This window comes from Phenylobacterium sp., assembly GCF_030654915.1.
Taxonomy (GTDB): domain Bacteria; phylum Pseudomonadota; class Alphaproteobacteria; order Caulobacterales; family Caulobacteraceae; genus Phenylobacterium.
Map to the genome: position 1 here is coordinate 1 of NZ_JAURWM010000062.1, position 18347 is coordinate 18347.

Sequence of the window (18347 nt, forward strand, 5' to 3'; positions counted from 1 at the left end):
AAGGCTACATCGGCCGCCTGAATTCCGCCGACGCCTTCGGTTCACGCTTCGTGACCTGGGGCGCTCCGCGTCAGGTCGGCGTCGAACTGAAAGCGAATTTCTAACAGCGACCAAGGCGTCGGGGGCCTCGGCGGCTCCCGACGCCGCGCTATCGCCCCGCGTCGGCGTCGAGCCAGCCGCCAACCAGCAAAAGAGATCCCATGACCGAGCTGACCCGCCGTGGTTTCGCCCAGGCCGCCGCCGTCCTGGCCGCCGCCGCCCCGCTTCAAGCCCAAGCGTCGGGCGCTCAGCCAATGGACGCCGTGGCGATGGCGCAGGCGGTCCGCACCGGCAAGGCCACCGCCTCCGAACTGGTCGAGGCCGCCATCACGCGCCTGGAGAAGGTCGACCCGCAGATCAACGCCGTCGCGCTTCCGAACTTTGAACGCGCCCGGCAGATGGCCGCGGCTGGCGTCGCCGGACCGCTGGCTGGCGTGCCGACCCTGATCAAGGACGTGGCTTCGCAGGCGGGCCTGCCCTTCACCTTCGGATCGCGCGCCTATCGCAACCGCATCGGCGTGACGGACGCTCCCTATGTGGTCGCCGCGGAACGCTCTGGGATAGTCTCGATCGGACGTTCCACCACTCCTGAGCTTGGCTTGTCGGGCACAACCCAATCGCTGCTCACCGGCCCCACGCGTAATCCGTGGAACCTGGATCACAGCGTCGGCGGCTCGTCAGGCGGCGCGGCCGCCGCTGTAGCGGCCGGCGTCGTGCCTGTCGCGCATGCCAGCGACTCGGGCGGCTCGATTCGCGTCCCAGCCGCCGCGAACGGCCTGGTCGGATTGAAGCCGTCGCGTGGACGCATGGTCGGCGCGCAGAACGACCACGCGGTCACCGACCTCACCGTCAACAACTGCGTCAGCCGCACGGTTCGCGACACCGCCGCCTGGTTCGCCGCGACCGAGTTGGTCGGCGAAGGCGCGCGCTTCGCCCCGGTCGGCGTGATCGCCGGCCCCGATGCTCGACGGCTGCGCATCGGCGTCCATCCGGCCGAAAACAATGACGCTCCACCAAGCCCCGACGTCGCGGCGGTGTTCGCCAGGGCGCTGCCGCTGCTGCGGCGGCTCGGACACAAGGTCACGGATCAACCGCTCGCCTTCGATATCGCGCGCGCCAATCAGGCCATGCGGGTCATGTTCGGCGCGGCCGCCGCCAGCCGCGTCAAGGCCGTCGGCGTGGATCTGGGGCGCGAGCCTGGCCCCGACGACCTGGAACCCTTGACTCTCGGCCTGGCCGAGATCGGACGGCGCTCGGCCCCCGGCGATCTTGGCGCGGCGGTGGCGACGCTCACCGAGGCGGTTCAGGGCTACACCGCCCAGTTCGAGGCGTTCGACGTCTACATGACCCCGACGCAGAACAAGCCGCCGGTACCGCTGTCCTATCTGGACCCCACCCTGCCCGCCGAAACCCAGATGGAGCGGGTGTTCGGCTTCGCCCCGACCTGGATCGACAACATCGCCGGCACGCCGGCGATCACCTTGCCGATGGGCCAGAGCCAGGCGGGCTTGCCGCTCGGCCTGCAATTCTCGACCCACGCCGGCGGCGAGGCCGTGCTGCTGCAGCTGGCCTTCGAGCTTGAACGCGAGCTGCAGTGGTATCGGCGCGCGCCGCCGATCTGGTGGGGTGATACGGGCGACGTTGCGCGCCACGCAATCGGCGTTCGGCCCTTTGCGACGGGCGCGGCGATCCCCGCTGCTACGAACGATCCCAGTCTTCAACGGGATCAGAACCATGCGTTTGCCCTTACTCGCCGCCACCCTGGCGCTCTCCCTGCACGCCCCGGCCCAGGCCTGGACCCGCCCCGGCCACATGGTCACCGCGGCCATCGCCTATGACCAACTGGCCGCGAAGGATCCCGCGGCCCTGAAACGCCTGCTGGCGCTCGCCGCCCAGCATCCCGACCGTGGGCCGTTCGAGGTCGCCGTGGGGCGGGCGACCGGCGAGGACCGCGACCGGCGGCTGTTCATGGAGCTGGCGCGTTGGCCCGACGACGTGCGGGGCGGCGCCCAGGACCACCCCACCTGGCACCACGCCCTACGCCCCGTGAGCGACCCGCGCAGCCCACCGCCCAAGGCGCCGCCGGCCGGCAGCGCAGGCGCGGCGAACGAAGCCTTCGCCTTGAACGTGAAAGTCGCGTCGGACCCAAACGCGCCGGCCGCCGACCGGGCGACGGCCATCGCTTGGGTCTTCCACATCGCTGGCGACATCCACCAGCCGCTGCATACGGCCCAGCTCTTCTCCGGCCGGTTCCCGGACGGTGACCGGGGCGGCGGCCTGCAACACGTCCGCGATCCGAAGACCGGCGAGCCGATCAGTCTGCACTGGTTCTGGGACGACTCCGTCAACCGCGACGGCGAGCCGGAAAAGGCCCAGGCGCGGGCTCGCGACCTGGCTCAGCGCCACCCGCGCGCATCCTTCCCCGAGCTCGGCAAGGCGCCCGCCAAGGCCGAGACCTTCGCGACCTGGGGCGAAGAGAGCTATCGCCTCGCCGCGCCGCTCGCCTACCGCTCCGACCTGGTCTCGGCCGACAGCGCGGGCCAGGCGCCGAACCTGCCCAAGGCCTATGTCGATGATGTCACGGCGGAGGCCGAGCGCCGCCTGACCCTGGCCGGCTATCGCCTCGCCGACGTCGCCCAAGCCCTGGTCGCGGCCGACTGACCCGGCGAGGGCGCGCCGGACGTGACAGTTTGGCGCCACCCGTTGCGCGCCACGCAACGCCCGTCGCGCCCTTTGCGTTCGACCCTGCCGGCGCCCCCGGCGAGAAGCCGCCAGCAGCTTCTTGAAGGGGGATCGGCATGCGTCGGAACATTTTATGCGGAGTCGCGGGCCTGGCCCTGATGGCCGGCCAAGCCTGGGCCGAGGCGCCGCCGGAAGGCGAACTCGGCGAACTGGTCGTGGTCGGCTCGCGCGGCGCGGCCCGGCTGGCGACCGAGACCTCTTCGCCGGTGGACGTGTTCACCGGTGAAGAGCTCACGGCGCGCGGGTTCAACGACCTGTCCAAGGTCCTCCAGTTCGTCTCGCCCTCGTTCAACTTCCCGCGCTCGGCCACCGGCCCCTCGGCGGCCAACACCCGCTCGGCCAGTCTGCGCGGCCTCAGCCCCGATCAGGTGCTGGTGCTGGTCAACGGCCGTCGTCGGCACTCGTCCTCGGTGCTGAACTTCAACAACAACATCGGACGCGGCACCGTCCCGATCGACTTCAACACCATACCGGCTTCGGCCATCGCCCGCGTCGAGGTGCTGCGCGACGGCGCGGCGGCGCAGTACGGGTCCGACGCCATTGCCGGCGTGATCAACATCGTCCTGCCCGACGACGCCGAAGGCGGCCTTGGGACCTACCAGATCGGCGCCACCGAGAACGGCGACGGCGAGACCGCGATCGGGACGCTGCGCCACGGCTTCAAGCTGGGCGAGGACGGCTTCCTGACGCTGAGCGCCGAGGCCCGCTATCGCAACGCCACCAACTCCGCCCGCGTCGATCCACGTGTCGGCCGCGTGACCCAGCGCCACGGCGATCCGGAATCCCTGGACCTGAACTTCGCCGCCAACGCCGAGGCCCCGCTGTCGCAGGTGACGCTCTACGGGTTCGCGACCGCCGCGCACCGCACCTCGGAAAGCACGCCGCTGTTCCGCCTGCCCAGCGTGGCGCCGGCGATCTACCCGCTGGGTTTCCTCCCCTTGATCGAATTCGACATGGTCGATCTGGGCGGCGCGGTCGGAGCGCGGGGCGAGGTCGCCGGTTGGGATTGGGATCTCAGCAACACGGCCGGATACAACCGCGGCGACTTCGCCGTCTCCAACAGCGTCAACACCTCGCTGGGGGCCGCGAGCCCGCGCCGGTTCGAGTCCGGCGGAACCCGCTATGGCCAGAACCTGGTCAATCTAACGTTCAGCCGGCGCTTCGACGCCGTCATGGCCGGCTCGAACCTGGCGGCGGGCCTTGAGCACCGCTTCGAGAGCTTCAAGATCGTCCCGGGCGAACCGGCCTCCTTCCAAGGGGCCGGCGCCCAGGGGTTCCCCGGCTACAATCCGCCCTCCCCGGTCGATGTCGACCGCACAGCCTTCAGCGCCTTCGTCGATGGCGAGCTCTCGCCCGTGAAGGGCCTCGATCTAGGCCTGGCCGCTCGTTACGAAAACTATAGCGACTTCGGCGACCAGACGATCGGCAAGGCCTCGCTGTTCTGGCGCGCCACCGACTGGATGGCGGTGCGCGCCACAGCCAGCACCGGCTTCCGCGCGCCGGCCCTGCAACAGCAACACTTCGCCACCGTCACCAGCCAGCTTTCGGGCGGGCAGTTGGTCAATGTCGGCACCTTCGCCGTCAGCGACCCCGTCTCTCGCGCCCTGGGCGCCTCGGACCTCAAGCCCGAGACGTCCCGGAACGTCTCGGCCGGCGTGATCTTCACGCCCATGCCGCGCCTCAGCATCACCGCCGACGTCTTCCGGATCGACATCGACGACCGCATCGCCCTGTCGGAATCGCTCAGCGGGCCCGCGGTGACCGCGATCCTGACGGCGCGCGGCATCACCAACGCTTCGCAGGTCCGGTTCTTCACCAACGCCGCCGACACCCGCACCGAGGGCTGGGAGGCGGCGATCAACTGGTCGACGCCGATCTCCACGGAGGGCAAGCTCATCCTGACCCTGGCCTATGGCGCCTTCGACAACGACGTGAAGTCGCTGGCTGTGAACCCGGTCTTGCCGGCCCTGGCCCTGCTCGGCCCGACCTCCATCGGCGTGCTGACCGACGCCCAGCCGCGCAACAAGATCACGTTCAACGCCGGCCTCGACATGGGCCGTTGGAGCCTGCTCGCCGACGTGGTCCGCTTCGGCAAGTACCGTTCCTCGCCGCTCGGTCCGACACAGGTGTTTGGCGATGAGATCACCCTCGACCTCACCGGCTCGTTCGAGATCAACAAGACGCTCAGCATTCATGCCGGCGTGATCAACGCGACCGATGAGCACCCCGACGAGGTCATCGGCTCGAACGACGGCCGCCCCTATACGGAGGCTGGCGGACTGGGTGTCGATGGACGGGAGTATTTCGTCAGGCTGTCGGCGCGCTTCTAGCTGCAAGCCGCACCCAGCGCGGAGGGGCGCCCCTAGGCCGCCATCCGCGCTGGGCTCAGGCTGCGCGTGCGGTCAGCCTCGCTCTCCAGCCAGCGCCAGACGGCTCCGACGGCGCGGCGGCGGCGACGGTCAGCGGGCGCGGCCAGGCGATATCCGCCCGGCGTCATCGCGGTGGGCAGACCTAGCCGCACAAGGCGGCCGCTATCCAAATGTGACCAGACCGTCGGCGTCGCGGCCAAGGCCACCCCGTGCCCCTCCGACGCCACCTCGTACATCGCGTGCAGCAGGTCATAGGTCGCGATCGGCGGCAGCGACACCTCCAGGCCGGTCTCGCGCGCCCACCAGGACCAGAGCCCGTCGGGATAGGCGACCGACAACAGCCGCTGCGTCTCCAACCGCCCCCCTCGCGCACGGAACGCGGCCGCGACCGCGGGCGCGGCCACCGGCTCGACGCAGACGTCCAGCAAGGGTTGGCTGACCAATCCGTTCAGATCGATGTCGGCGAAACAGATGCCGAGGTCAGCCTCGCCCCGCCGCATGTCCTCGGCGCCGCGCTGGGTTTTGATCGAGAGCTCGATCTCCGGATGCGCGACCCGGAACACGTCAAGCCGTGGGATCAGCCAGCCCACCGCCAGCGAGTGCGACAGCGAGAGGGTGACGGCTTGAGCATCACCCGGCGTCTCCACCACGGAGGCCGCAGCACGCCGCAGTTCGACATAGGCCGGCTTCAATTGGCTGAGGCAGCGACGGCCGGCCTCGGTCAGCCGCAGGCCGCCCGGTCGCCGCTCGAACATCGGCATGCCGACAAAGGACGAGAAGGCCTGGATTCGGCGCGAGAACGCCGCCGGGCTGAGGGCGCAGCGTTCCGCCGCGACCCGAAAGCTCGGCGATTCGGCGGCCTCGATGAAGGCCTCGATCTGTTCCAAAGGCGGTAGTCGGCGGCGCATTGAAGGCTCCGGGTTCGGACGGTCCGCGAGAGCCTCGCCTATCCCAAAGGCATGACAGCGCCGTGTCACCCGGATACGAAGTGTCCGGCGAGAGAGGCCACGCCGCTCTTAGCCAACAAAGACTGGGGGAAACAACATGGCCGACAATGAGCGGGTGATCCGCGATTTCATCGCCGCGTGGTCACGGCTGGATGTCGAGGAACTGGTCCAGTATTTTTGCGAGGACGGCACTTACTACAATATGCCTACCCGGCCGGTGACCGGCCACGCGGCGCTGCGCCCGTTCATCTCAGCGTTTCTGAAGGACTGGACCTCGACGGAGTGGGATGTGCTGAACCTGATCTCCAAGGGCGACATCGTCTTCGCCGAGCGCCTTGACCGAACGGTTGTCGGAACCAAGCCCGTCAACCTGCCCTGCTGCGGCGTGTTCGAGATGCAGGACGGCCGGATCAAGGTCTGGCGCGACTATTTCGACATTGGAACCTACGTCGCAGCCCTGCGCGACTAAAGGATCGAGACGGCTGGCGCCGTCGTCATTTTGGCGACGCAAACCAGGCCGCCCCACCACCAGTCGTGGCGCCCGCATGCCACCGGGATGAGTTCGGCGAAGAGCTATTTCCAGACAACAGCCATCGACCAGGGACTGAGCCCTGTTGGAACGCGTGGGTCCAAGATGGCGCAAAGATCACAGCAAGACGGAATTTCCAAAAAGCGAAAACTCTGCTGTTGCCACGGTTAGTTTCAGATGAAACTATTCGCCAGCGCGCCATGTTTAAGAGCGTCGCCGCGGGGGATTACATGACCAAACTCATTTCAACAAGACAGCGCACGCGCTTGCTCGGAGCTACGGCCCTGGGCTCGGCCTTGATGGTCGCAGCGGGCGGCGGAACGGCCTGGGCTCAAGGAACCGCCAGCGGCGGCCCGCAAGTCGAGGAACTGGTCGTCACGGCGCTCAAGCGCTCGACGGTCCTGCAAGACACGCCCATCGCCATTTCCGCCGTCACCGGCGACACCTTGGCCAAGATGGGCGTCGATAACATCAGCGACTACGCCAAGGCCGTGCCCGGCCTGACGCTGGTCGACGGCGGCCCCGGCGCGCGACGCATCGTGATCCGCGGGATCCAAGGCGCGGGTGAAGCCCAGGTCGGCGTCTATTACGACGAAGTCCCGGTCGGCGGTTCGCCGGGCACCACCAGCGACAGCGGCGCGCGCTCGCCCGACCTGAAGATGTTCGACGTCCAGCAGGTCGAAGTGCTGCGCGGCCCCCAGGGCACGCTCTACGGATCCGGCTCCATGGCCGGCACGGTGCGGGTGATCTTCAAGAAGCCGCTCTACGAGTATGAAGGCGCCGTCGAAGGCAACATCTTCTCCACCAATGAAGGCGGCATGGGCTACGAGGCCAACGCCATGGTCAACGTGCCGCTGGTCGAGGACAAGCTGGCCGCGCGCGCCGTGCTGTTCTACCGCGAGGCCGAAGGCTACGTGGACAACACCTATCTCGGCCTCAAGAACGTCAATGACGAGACCACCTGGGCCGGCCGCCTGCTCGTGCGCTTCGAGCCGACCGAGAACCTGACCATCGATGCGGCGGCCTTCGTCCAGCGCACCGATGGGGCTTCCTCGTTGGTCAGCGTCAAGGCCGGCGACTACGTCTCCACCAGCCGCGCCGAGCTGCCGCTGTACGACGACTACAACATCTATAGCCTGACCGGCCGCTGGGACCTGGGTTGGGGCACCCTGACCGGCGTGACCTCGAAGTACTCGCGCAGCCAGCTGCAGACCACCGATGTCAGCAACTTCATCAGCAACCTGCGCAACAACCCCGCCCTCTGCGCCTCGCGTAACGGCGGCCTGCCCTGCGGCCCCGGCGAGTTCGCGACCTACAACGCCTATGTGAACACCCACACGCCCAGCACCCTGTACCAACCGCAGGATGTCGACACCTGGACCAACGAACTGCGCCTGTCCTCGAATGGCGATGGCGCTCTGAACTGGACCGTCGGGGTGTTCTCCGAAGACCGCGACGCCTTCATCCTCAGCCAGCAGCAGGGCGTCGATCCCACCACCGGGATCGCCTACTCGCCGGCGCGCATCTCCACCGTCCGGACGATCGACGACAGCCTGAAGCAGACGGCGGCCTTCGGTGAAGGCTCCTATGAAATCACCGATAAACTGACGCTGACGGCCGGCGCCCGCTACTTCAAGTACGAGAAGAAGATCGTCGGCGAGACCACCATCGGCCTCGACCTGATCGGCGCCCGCGTGACCCCGCCGACCACCGTCTCCTCCAAGGAAGACGGCTGGGTGTTCAAGTTCAACGCCTCCTACGAGGTGAACGACGACATCATGGTCTACGCCCAAGCGGCCGAAGGCTTCCGCCCCGGCGGCGCCAACCAGGTGATCGGCCTGCCCGGCGCCCTGACCCCCTATGCGTCCGACAGCCTGGTCAACTATGAGATCGGGGCGAAGACCGCCTGGTGGGACAATCGCCTGACCCTGAATTTCGATGTCTACCAGATCGACTGGGACAACATGCAGGTCAGCGGCCGCACGCCCAACGGCGCCTTCTCGTTCATCAGCAACGCCGGCGCCGCCCGGGTGCGGGGGGCCGAGATCGAGGCTTTCCTCAGCCCGATGCAAGGCCTGCAGTTTCAGGCCAACGCCAGCTTCAGCGACGCCAAGTTGGTCGAGGACCAGATCAACCCCGACGTCAACGCGCCGGGTCGCAAGGGTGATCGCATCCCGTACATCCCGAAAACGACGGCCGGCGTGGCGGCGCAGTACACCTGGCCGCTCAGCGACACCCTGGACGGCATGGCCCGGCTCGACGCCAACTATGTCGGCTCCAGCTATTCGGAATTCCGGCCGACCAACGCCTTCCGGCAGAAAATCCCGTCCTACGCCCTCGCCAATGTGCGGGTGGGCGTGGAGTCCAAGGAATGGGCCGCGTACCTTTACGTCAACAACATCACTGACGAACTGGCCTACGCGATCAAGAGCCAGAGCGCGATCAGCGCCGGAACGATCAACGGGATCACGGTGCGTCCGCGCACTGTCGGCCTGACCGTCAACAAGAAGTTCTGATCACCCCTTGCCGGTCACGCGGCGGCGTCGTTCGCCGCGTGACCGGTCCCCATTGAAGCCTTGACCTGCCATCCCCCTCCCCGCCTTGGGGCGGTGAGGCCTCGGCTTGTCCAAAGCACCGGTCTTCCCCCGCAGGAGCCTAGTCCCTTGAAGATCAGCCCCCCACTTCGCGCCGTAGCCATGGCCTCCGTCGCCGCCCTGGCGCTCGCCGCCGCCCCCGCCCAGGCCAAGGACGTCGTCGTCCACGCCGGCCGACTCATCGACGGGGTCGGCAAGCAGCCGCGCAGCCAGGTCAGCATCCGCATCACCGACGACAAGATCGTCGCGGTCGAGCAGGGCTTCGTCACGCCGGCCGGCGCAGAGATTATCGATCTGTCGCGCGCCACGGTCATGCCGGGCTTCATCGACAGCCACACCCACATCCAGTCACAAAAGCCGAAGGGCGACCCGATCGCCCGCAAGATGACCCGGACCAGCCTGGATTCGGCCCTGTCATCCACGGTCAACGCTCGCAACCTGCTACTGGCCGGCTTCACGTCGATCCGCGATGTCGGCGGCGGCGGCGGGGTCGACGTGGCGCTGAAGCGCGCCATTGACGCTGGCCAGGTCGTCGGCCCGCGCATGTGGGTCGCCATGGAGCCGCTCGGCCCGACCGGCGGTCACTCCGACCCGACCAACGGCCTGGATCCTGACCTGGATCACCCAGGTTGGGGCAACTCCGTGGTCGACGGCGCCGACGAGGTCCGCAGGGAGGTCCGCGCGCACCAGAAGCGCGGCGCCGATCTGATCAAGATCATGCCCAGCGGCGGCGTGCTGAGCATCGGCGATGACCCCAACCACGAACTGATGACCGCCGAAGAGGTCAAGGCCGCCGTCGACACCGCACACGGCCTGGGCCTCAAGGTCGCGGCCCACGCCCATGGCAAGAGCGCCATCGACATGGCGGTCAAGCTGGGGGTCGACTCGATCGAGCACAGCTCCTTCGCCGACGCCGAGAGCTACAAGCTGTTCAAGCAGCACGGGACCTACCTCGTCCCCACCCTACTGGTGGCATCGAACTCGCTGGAATTGGCCCGCACCCATCCGGAATTGATGAACCCGTCGGCCGCGGCCAAGGCGATGGTGGTGGTGCCCCAGACCCTGCGCAATTTCGGCGAGGCCTATCGCGCGGGGGTCAAGATCGCCTTCGGCACCGACACCGCTCTGGGCGAGAACGGCAAAGAGTTCGCCCTGATGGTCAATGGCGGCATGCCAGCCATGGAGGCGATCCTTTCGGCCACCCAGTCGGCCTCCGACCTGCTGGGCGCGACCGACAAGGTGGGCTCGGTCCAGCCCGGCCGCTTCGCCGACCTGGTAGCCGTCGATGGCGACCCGCTGACCGACATCACCAAGCTGCAGCACGTCGATTTCGTGATGAAGGGCGGCGTCGTCTACAAGCAGGACGGCAAGGCCACGCTCGCCTCGAACTAGGTAGCGTCCGCCGGCGCGCGCAGCGCGTCGGCGGCCTCTCAGATCTCCAGTCGCGGCTTAGCCGCCGCTGGGAACGCGCGGGCTGCTGATCTGCAAAGCCGCCCATCAAGTTGAACTCTCGCGCGCGAAACAGACATCGCGCCCCGGACGTCAGCTCTGCCCGCGTCATCGGGTGAACACCCTAGATTCCAAATCAAGAAAAACCCGCAGTTATGCTCCGCGTCTAGAGTCATTCGTGCGTAGGAATGCTTGACCATGAGGTGATATCCAGCAACGGTAAGAAAATACTTGCCTCGCCGCTGAGGAAGATAACGATGCGACTAGCGACGTTTCTAATAATCGGCGCCTCCTTATTCGCCATATCCGAGGCTCAGGCTCAGGTTACGGGCGTGGTCACGCACACCGGCGCAACCGTCGAGTTCAAGCCGGGCGCGGATGGCTCGGACACTGGACTTGAGGTGCTCGGCCGGCAGATCAGCGGCGCCCTCGGCAGCAATGCTTGGGGTTCGGGCGCCAGCTTCGCCTCGACCTCCCGGGTCGAGCCGGACTTCATCGAGTTCCAGAACGGCAACGCGGCGGGCGGGGCGTTCAGCTACGTCACCTCGCGAACCCTGGTGGACATCAGTTTCACCAACGACGGCGACCTGGCCGTCACGCCGACCCTGCACTCGACCATCACCCCGGCCGGTATGGGCGTGTTCACAGCCTCCGAATGCCTGAACAACCTGACCGGCTGCTCGGCCCAGGGGACTTTTCCAGGCGACTTCCGTGACTTCCAGGATTTCGCGCCGGCCGGCGCCACCAACGACATCGCCGGGGCCTCGTTCCTGTTCCGCATCAGCGGCGGCGGCCAGACGCTCTACGAACTGCAAGGCAGCCTAGGCCTCGTCTACGATCCGATCAGCGGAGCCAACGTCCTGGTCAGCGACCTGGACGCGGCGGCCGCGGCCTTGTCAGGCTTCCGAATGATCTCCACCCCCGGCGACATGCACGAGTTCGGCTTTGTCTGGGACGCCACCGGCATCGATGTGAGCTTCCCGGCCGGCTCCCTGCTGCTGCCCGGCGAATCCTCGACCCTGACCTACGAGACGATCGTTGAATCCTACTCGCGCACCCCGTGTTACGAGCTGCTGACCGGCGCTTGCCTGGTGTCCTACTCCTCGTTCGGCGATCCGATCGGCCGCGGTGGGACATCCCGGCCGAGCCTACGCCTGGCTCAGGCGGTCGAGCCTGGCCCCAGCGAGCCTGTCGACTTCGACCGCTTCCGCTTCGAACTCCCGACGTTCAAGAACGGCGTGCTCTCCTACGAACTGCTCGCGCCAACGTCGGCGATTCCAGAGCCCGCGACCTGGGCCATGATGATCCTCGGATTTGGCCTGATCGGGGTGGCGGCGCGGCGACTGCGGGCGGCGCCGGCCTTGGCTTAGCGGGCGCGCCGGACAGTCACTTGGCGCCGCGATACAGCGCATTCCTGAGCTACAGCCACCGCGACAAGCCGGTGGTGGTCTGGCTGCACCGCGCCCTGGAAACCTACCGCGTTCCCTCCAAGCTCGTCGGGCTCACGACCGAGTTTGGAATCACCCAGCGCAGGCTGGCGCCGATCTTCCGCGATCGCGACGAACTGCCGGCCTCAGCCGACCTGGGCGGCGCCATCGCCGCGGCCTTGGCCGCGTCCCAGTGCCTAGTGGTGATCTGCTCGCCCAGCGCGGCGGCCTCCCGGTGGGTCGACCAAGAGATTCTCTCGTTCAAGCGGCTGCATGGCGAGGACCGCGTCTTCGCCCTGATCGCCAGTGGGGAGCCATTCGCCTCGGCCTCGCCGCAGACGGCCGATCAGGAGTGCTTCCCCCCCAGCCTGCGCTACCGGATCGGCCCTGACGGGGAGCTATCGAGCGAGCCAGCCGAACCGATCGCCGCCGACATCAGGCCGGACGGCGACGGCAAGCGGCTGGCCAAGCTGAAGCTTGCCGCCGGACTGCTGGGGGTCGAACTCGACGCCCTGGTCCAGCGCGAGACCCAAAGGCGCATCCGCCGGATGGCGATCATATCCTCGGCCGCCGTGGTCGGGATGATCTTTTCCGCCGCGCTAGCGCTGTACGCCAACGCGCGGCGGATCGAGGCCAACGAACAACGCCAGGTGGCCGAACGGGAATCGGCGACCGCCCGCGCTGCGTCCGACTACCTCGTGGACACCTTCCGGCTAGCCGACCCGGCCAGCGAAAACCCTCGCACGATCACGGCCCTGACCATCCTGGGCCGCAGCGCCGAGCGCGCCCGAGCCGAACTGGCCGATCAGCCGGTCGTTCAGGCGCGGCTGATCTCCACATTGGGCGAAGCCTACAACAATCTTGGTCTGCCCAATGAGGCGGCCTCGGCCATCGAGGGCTCGGCGCCCGCGATCAAGAAGGCTGGCGCCGATGGCGCCAATGCTCAGCTGACGCTAGCGGCGACCTATCTCCTGCTCGGTCGGTTGGACCAGGCCATGAACCAAGTGCGTCTGGCTCAAAAGGTCCTCGGCGATGACCCGAACGAACGGCCTCCCATTCGCGCGCGAGCGGCCGTGACGGAGGGCATGATCCACGCCGCCGAGGGGCGAACCAAGGAAGGCATCGCCGCGTTCGACCGGGCGTTGGCGATCTACCGAGCGGCGCCCGCGACCAACCCGGCTCGCCTGGCGCTGGTGCTCCAGGCGCGGGGCAACCTGCTGTCGGACGACGGCCAATTCGACGCCGCGGAAAAATCGCTCATCGAAGCTCTGCAAATCTATCGCGGATCGGTGGGCGATCGCGACATGGAGACCGGCCAGACCTGGTTCGCCCTGGCGCAGAACGCCTTCCTGGCCGGCGACCTGCCCTTGGCGGAGAAGCGGATCGGCAATGCGTTGGAGATCGAACGGCGGGTTCTGGATCCCGACAATCCGACCATCGCCGACGCGCTGTCCATCCAGGGCCAGATCTATCAGGGTCAGAAGCGGTTACCCGAGGCCGAGAGGTCGCTTCGGCAAGCGACGGCGATCTACAAGAAGGCGTTCGGCGGTCCGCACTATCTGATCGGCATAGCCGAGGTCTATCTGGCGTTGGTGGAGTCCGAGCGCGGCCGCACCGAGACAGCGTTGCGTATCCTGGACGACGCCAAGCACAACTACGATGTCAGCTACGGCAAGCTCCACGCCAATCACGGCGACCTGCTGGTCAACCGAGCAACCATCCTGGCCCGGGCCGGACGGCGCGCCGAGGCGCGGGCCGATTGCGCCGAGGGCCTGAAGATCCTGGGCCAAACCCTTGGGCCCGAGGCGACCTACACTAAGTCACTGGCGGCGGTATGCGCGGATATCTGAGCGGTGACGTCGTGTCAGGCCTTGCCATGAGACCGCTGATGCGCCCTGCTGACGAGCGGCAACCAACGGGATGAGCAGGGGCTTGGGCAGTCTTCACCCTCCACGCGTTCGGCCAATCCTGACGGTCGGCGTGACCGGCCACCGGCGGCTGGCCGCGGAGGCCGTGGAACCGTTGAGGCGGTCGGTCGAGCTGATCCTGCGCGAACTAGCCCAGAACGCCCGGTCGGTGACGGCTGGGCGCCTCGACGTCTTCGAAACCACCGAACCTCAACTCACCGTGCTGTCGGGCCTGGCCATAGGCGCCGACCAGATCAGCGCGACGGTCGCCCTCGAGCAGGGCTGGAATCTCGACGCGGTCCTCCCGTTCGCGGTGGAGGAGTACATCCGGGACTTCGACGATACAGGGTCCGAGATCTTCCGAGACCTGCTCAGCCAGACCCGTCACTCATGGTCCACGCCCTCCAGCCGCGAGCAGGGCGACCAAGCCTACGCCCTGGCTGGGCAGGTCACGGCCGCGCAGTCGGACCTGTTGATCGCGGTGTGGGACGGCGACGAGGCGCGCGGGCCAGGCGGGACGGCCGACGTTGTGGACTACGCCATCCGCCGCGGCGTGCCGGTGATCTGGCTGCCGGCGGACGGCGTCTCGCCCTCCTCGATCCTGTGGGCCGGCTTCGATCATCTTTCGCCTTGTCTGCTGGACCGGCACGGCACGCCGAGGCGCGCCTGCGATGGCGATCAGCTTCGCGAACTGGTGACCCGGCTGCTGGCGCCGCCCCCGGCCCCGGAGCAAAGGGCAAGCCTGACCACCTACCTCGCCGAACGCCAGCACCTGTGGCGGTTTCGGCCGGAATACCCGTTCCTGCTGATCCTCACCGGTACACGGGCCATCACAAAGTATCGGCCGCGTGTGACGCCCTATGCCGAAGCCGCCCGCAACGACTGGCAAGCGTTCCGGGCCAGCCCAGCGGCCGCCGCGCCCTCCGCGCAAGCGGGCCTGGACCAGCTACAGGACGCCTTCGGCTGGAGCGACGCCCTGGCCAACCACTATTCCCAGACCTATCGCGGCGGGCTGATCTTCAACTACGCCGCCGCCGCGCTCGCGGTGCTGCTGGCCCTGACCGGTCTGCTGGCGCCAAGCGCCAAGGTTTGGTTGCTGCTGGCGGAACTGGCGGTGCTGGCCGCCCTGATCGGCAACACCGCCCAAGGCACGCGTGCGAACTGGCACCGGCGGTGGCTAGACTATCGCTACCTCGCCGAACGCTTGCGGCCGTTGCGCAGCCTGCGGCTGCTGGGCGCGGCGACTCCGGGCTTCAACCTGAACGCCGCCGGGGTGACCAAGTGGAGCGATTGGTACGCCCAGGCCCTGTGGCGACAACTAGGCCCGCCCGCCGCCCTGAGCACCCCCGCCGAGGTCGCCGAGTTGTCCGAGCAGGTGGCGCTGCACGAGCTCGATTCGCAGATCGCCTACAACCGCGCCAACGCCCACCGGATGCACCACCTCGACCACAGCCTGCACCGGGTCGGGACGGCGCTGTTCTACGGCGCCGTACTGGTCGGAATCGTCAGCTTGATCGGCCACCTGCTGTACATCGACGTCATCTTGTCCTGGAGCAAGATGCTGACCGTGCTTTCGGCCGGCCTGCCGACCATTGGGGCGGCGTTGTTCGGCATTCGCGGTCAAGGCGACTTCGCCGCCGCCGCCGGCCGTTCCGAAGCCACGGCCGAGCGTCTGGAAGCCCAGGCTCACCGCTTACGTTCGCGGCCGATCGATCTGCCCACGGCGGCGCGAACGGCCGAGGACTTCGCCGCCACCATGCTGGGCGATCTCGACGAGTGGCATGTCAGCTACCGCCACCGGAAGCTGGCGATTCCAGCCTAGCGTCCTGCCGACGTTCGGCTCGGAGCGATTGCCATCGGCGGGGCCGCGCGGCAGGTTGCCCGCCGCCGCCCCTTTGGCCGTGAGGGCGACACACATGCAACCTACGGCCTGGGCGTCGTCACATGTCGAATTCGCAGATCCCCCTCCCAGCGCATGACCAACTGCGGGAGGCCGCGCGCGACGCCTGGATCTACGCCCTGCCGCTGATCGAGATGGCCATGACCCGCGCCAATCGCGGCGGGTTCGGCGGCGAGATCAACACCTTTGGCCACATGCGCGACCTGGCCGACCACAAGATGCGGGCGGTCACCACGCCCAATAACGACACCCTCTACACCAGCGCCCAGATCGACCTGAGCGGCGGCCCGGTGACCATCACCCTGCCGGCGGCCGGGGAGCGCTACCTGTCGCTGGCGCTTATGGACGCCTACACCAACAACTTCGCGATCCTCGGCACCCGGACGACAGGTCCGGACGGCGGGACCTTCAGCCTGGTGGGGCCGACCGACGCCGCCGAGGGACCCAACGTCGTGCGCGCGCCGACCAACCACGTCTGGGCCCTGGCCCGCATCCTGGTCGATGGAGCCCCCGACCTCGAAGCCGCCCGCGCCATCCAGTCGGGCTTTTCGCTGCAAGGGCCCGAGGTCGCCCAACCCAAGGCCTACGCCCGCCGCTCGGCCCCCTGGAACGAATACTTCGCCAGCGTCGATGAGCTGATGGCGGCCAACCCGCCGCCCGTGACCGACCTGGCCTTGCTGCGCAAGGTCTCGGCCCTCGGACTCGGCACGGGCGACTTCCAGGCCGACCGCTTTAGCGCCGAGGAGGCCGCCGCCATAGAGGCCGGCGTGGCCGAGGCGCGCGTCGCGGTGCGTCGTGGCGGCGGCGGTGCGAATTGGATCGACGGTTGGTTCTATCCGCGCGCCGATCTGGGGGACTTCGGCCAGAGCTACGCCTATCGCGCCGGAGTGGCGCTGGCCGGGCTCGCCGCCCTGCCGCCGGTCGAGGCGATGTACATGCGCGGCCGCGGCGAGCGCGGCGGCATCTATGACGGCCATAAGCCCTGGCGGCTTCACTTCCCCGCCGACCGGATGCCGGCCGTGAACAGCTTCTGGTCGCTGAGCCTCTACGAGGCCACGTCCGATGGTCAGTTCTTCTTCGCCGACAACGCGCTAGGCCGCTACTCGATCGGCGATCGCACGTCCGGCCTGACCTATAATGAGGACGGCTCGCTCGACATCTGGATCAGCCATGAACGCCCGGGTGGCGAGCGCGACGCCAACTGGCTGCCGGCCCCGCCGGCGCCTTTCGCGCTGTTCATGCGCGCCTACCTGCCCAAGCCGGCGCTGCTCGACGGCAGCTATCGCCTGCCGCCGGTGACGCTTTTGGAGCAGGAATAGAGGCTTAGGGGCCGGCCCCACGGCCGGCCCGCAAGATGGTCCACGAGAAATTCGCGCTTTAGGCGAGCCACGAACGGTGATGCGGCCCGATCAAGCGGTGTGCGGTTGAACACCGAACTCAACCCCAAATTTATGAAATCGGCGGCGATTTAGCTGCATTTCAACCATCAATTGACGCGGTTGAGGTCGCCAAACCGCATTTTCGGCTCGGTTTCTTCAAATCGCCCAGCTTTCGGGCGCCGACTACTCCGTTTCCAGCAAACGCGTTCGATGAGCATGCTCGTCTATCGTGCACCCCATGGCTAATTGCACGCTTTCCAAAGCAAAAATATCGGCCTTAACTTGCGGGAATCCAACGCGAACCCCGGAGCAATCGCTCCGTCGGCGGACGTTTAGGGTGAGGAGACCAAGATGTCTGCGGAGCCTTCAAACAAAACCCCCGACCCCATGGATGTGGCGCTCGGCGCCGCCGTCCGCATCCGTAGGCGAACTATCGGCATGTCGCAGGAAGCGCTGGCCGAACAGTGCGGAGTAAGCTTCCAGCAAATCCAGAAGTACGAGAACGGCGCGAACCGAATCTCGTTCTCACGGCTCGTGCAGATTGCACGAGCTCTGCGATGCCGGGTTGTGGACCTGATGGACGTCCTCGACACCCCGGCTGGCGATGGTGATGTGGACCTGCTCAGCCGGATGCGGACACCCGGCGCGCTGGAACTGCTGACCGCCTTCGAGCGATTGCCGCAGGAAGCACGCTCATCGCTGGTCAATCTGCTTCGCGTGATGACCGACCCCGAGGCGGGGCAGAAAACCCGCCAGAGGGAGATGGCCTAGCCAGATAGGAAGTGGGCGCCGGCCCCAATCAGAGCCGACGCCCCGCAAGGCTGCGCCTAAATTCTAGACGGACTTCAGATCGACCGCGGCGTTCTTGCCGCGCTCTTCTTTCTCTTCGTAATTTAGCTTCTGACCTTCGTTGAGGCCCAGCATTCCAGCCCGCTCGACGGCGGAAATGTGGACGAAGACGTCCTTGCCGCCATCGTCAGGCTGAATGAAGCCGAAGCCCTTAGTGGCGTTGAACCATTTGACCGTGCCCGTAGCCATAACGCTCTTGTCTCCCTGACAAGCGTT

The 18347-nt window shown here is 67.4% G+C and carries 13 protein-coding genes; 11 read left to right on the plus strand and 2 right to left on the minus strand.

Annotated elements, in window-relative coordinates:
• Positions 1 to 200: 200 nt before the first annotated feature.
• From Q7T84_RS02850 to Q7T84_RS02860, 3 genes are all read left to right on the plus strand, one after another.
• Positions 201 to 1877, plus strand: a complete 1677-nt coding sequence (locus Q7T84_RS02850; protein ID WP_304806173.1) for an amidase family protein — start codon at positions 201 to 203, stop codon at positions 1875 to 1877.
• The gene (locus Q7T84_RS02855) at positions 1774 to 2700 is read left to right on the plus strand and encodes a S1/P1 nuclease (protein ID WP_304806175.1); all 927 of its coding nucleotides are present in this window, start codon (positions 1774 to 1776) and stop codon (positions 2698 to 2700) included. Before Q7T84_RS02850 ends, Q7T84_RS02855 begins: the two co-directional genes overlap by 104 nt.
• A gap of 137 nt (positions 2701 to 2837) precedes the next feature.
• Positions 2838 to 5111, plus strand: coding sequence for a TonB-dependent siderophore receptor (locus Q7T84_RS02860; protein ID WP_304806176.1), 2274 nt, complete (start codon positions 2838 to 2840; stop codon positions 5109 to 5111).
• A gap of 32 nt (positions 5112 to 5143) precedes the next feature.
• Here Q7T84_RS02860 and Q7T84_RS02865 read toward each other — a convergent pair whose 3' ends face one another.
• Positions 5144 to 6058, minus strand: a complete 915-nt coding sequence (locus tag Q7T84_RS02865) for a LysR substrate-binding domain-containing protein (RefSeq protein ID WP_304806177.1) — start codon at positions 6056 to 6058, stop codon at positions 5144 to 5146.
• Positions 6059 to 6194: 136 nt separating this feature from the next.
• Here Q7T84_RS02865 and Q7T84_RS02870 point away from each other — a divergent pair, with 136 nt between their 5' ends.
• From Q7T84_RS02870 to Q7T84_RS02905, 8 genes are all read left to right on the plus strand, one after another.
• Positions 6195 to 6566, plus strand: coding sequence for a limonene-1,2-epoxide hydrolase family protein (locus Q7T84_RS02870; protein WP_304806179.1), 372 nt, complete (start codon positions 6195 to 6197; stop codon positions 6564 to 6566).
• A 290-nt stretch (positions 6567 to 6856) separates the two neighbouring features.
• Positions 6857 to 9142, plus strand: a complete 2286-nt coding sequence (locus tag Q7T84_RS02875; RefSeq protein WP_304806180.1) for a TonB-dependent receptor — start codon at positions 6857 to 6859, stop codon at positions 9140 to 9142.
• A 147-nt stretch (positions 9143 to 9289) separates the two neighbouring features.
• Complete coding sequence (locus Q7T84_RS02880) at positions 9290 to 10612, plus strand: amidohydrolase family protein (protein WP_304806181.1); 1323 nt, start codon at positions 9290 to 9292, stop codon at positions 10610 to 10612.
• 389 nt (positions 10613 to 11001) lie between these two features.
• On the plus strand, positions 11002 to 12039 hold the full coding sequence (locus tag Q7T84_RS02885; RefSeq protein ID WP_304806183.1) for a PEPxxWA-CTERM sorting domain-containing protein: 1038 nt from the start codon (positions 11002 to 11004) through the stop codon (positions 12037 to 12039).
• Positions 12040 to 12059: 20 nt separating this feature from the next.
• Positions 12060 to 13946, plus strand: a complete 1887-nt coding sequence (locus tag Q7T84_RS02890) for a toll/interleukin-1 receptor domain-containing protein (RefSeq protein ID WP_304806184.1) — start codon at positions 12060 to 12062, stop codon at positions 13944 to 13946.
• Positions 13947 to 14028: 82 nt separating this feature from the next.
• Positions 14029 to 15825: a hypothetical protein gene (locus Q7T84_RS02895; protein WP_304806185.1), complete on the plus strand. Its 1797-nt coding sequence runs from the start codon at positions 14029 to 14031 to the stop codon at positions 15823 to 15825.
• A 122-nt stretch (positions 15826 to 15947) separates the two neighbouring features.
• Positions 15948 to 17222, plus strand: a complete 1275-nt coding sequence (locus tag Q7T84_RS02900) for a DUF1254 domain-containing protein (RefSeq protein ID WP_304806187.1) — start codon at positions 15948 to 15950, stop codon at positions 17220 to 17222.
• A gap of 411 nt (positions 17223 to 17633) precedes the next feature.
• Positions 17634 to 18053 (plus strand): helix-turn-helix domain-containing protein, encoded by a 420-nt coding sequence (locus Q7T84_RS02905; protein WP_304806189.1) that lies wholly within the window; start codon positions 17634 to 17636, stop codon positions 18051 to 18053.
• A 63-nt stretch (positions 18054 to 18116) separates the two neighbouring features.
• Here Q7T84_RS02905 and Q7T84_RS02910 read toward each other — a convergent pair whose 3' ends face one another.
• A complete protein-coding gene (locus Q7T84_RS02910) occupies positions 18117 to 18320 on the minus strand; it encodes a cold-shock protein (RefSeq protein WP_304806191.1) in 204 nt (67 codons plus the stop codon).
• Positions 18321 to 18347: the final 27 nt, after the last annotated feature.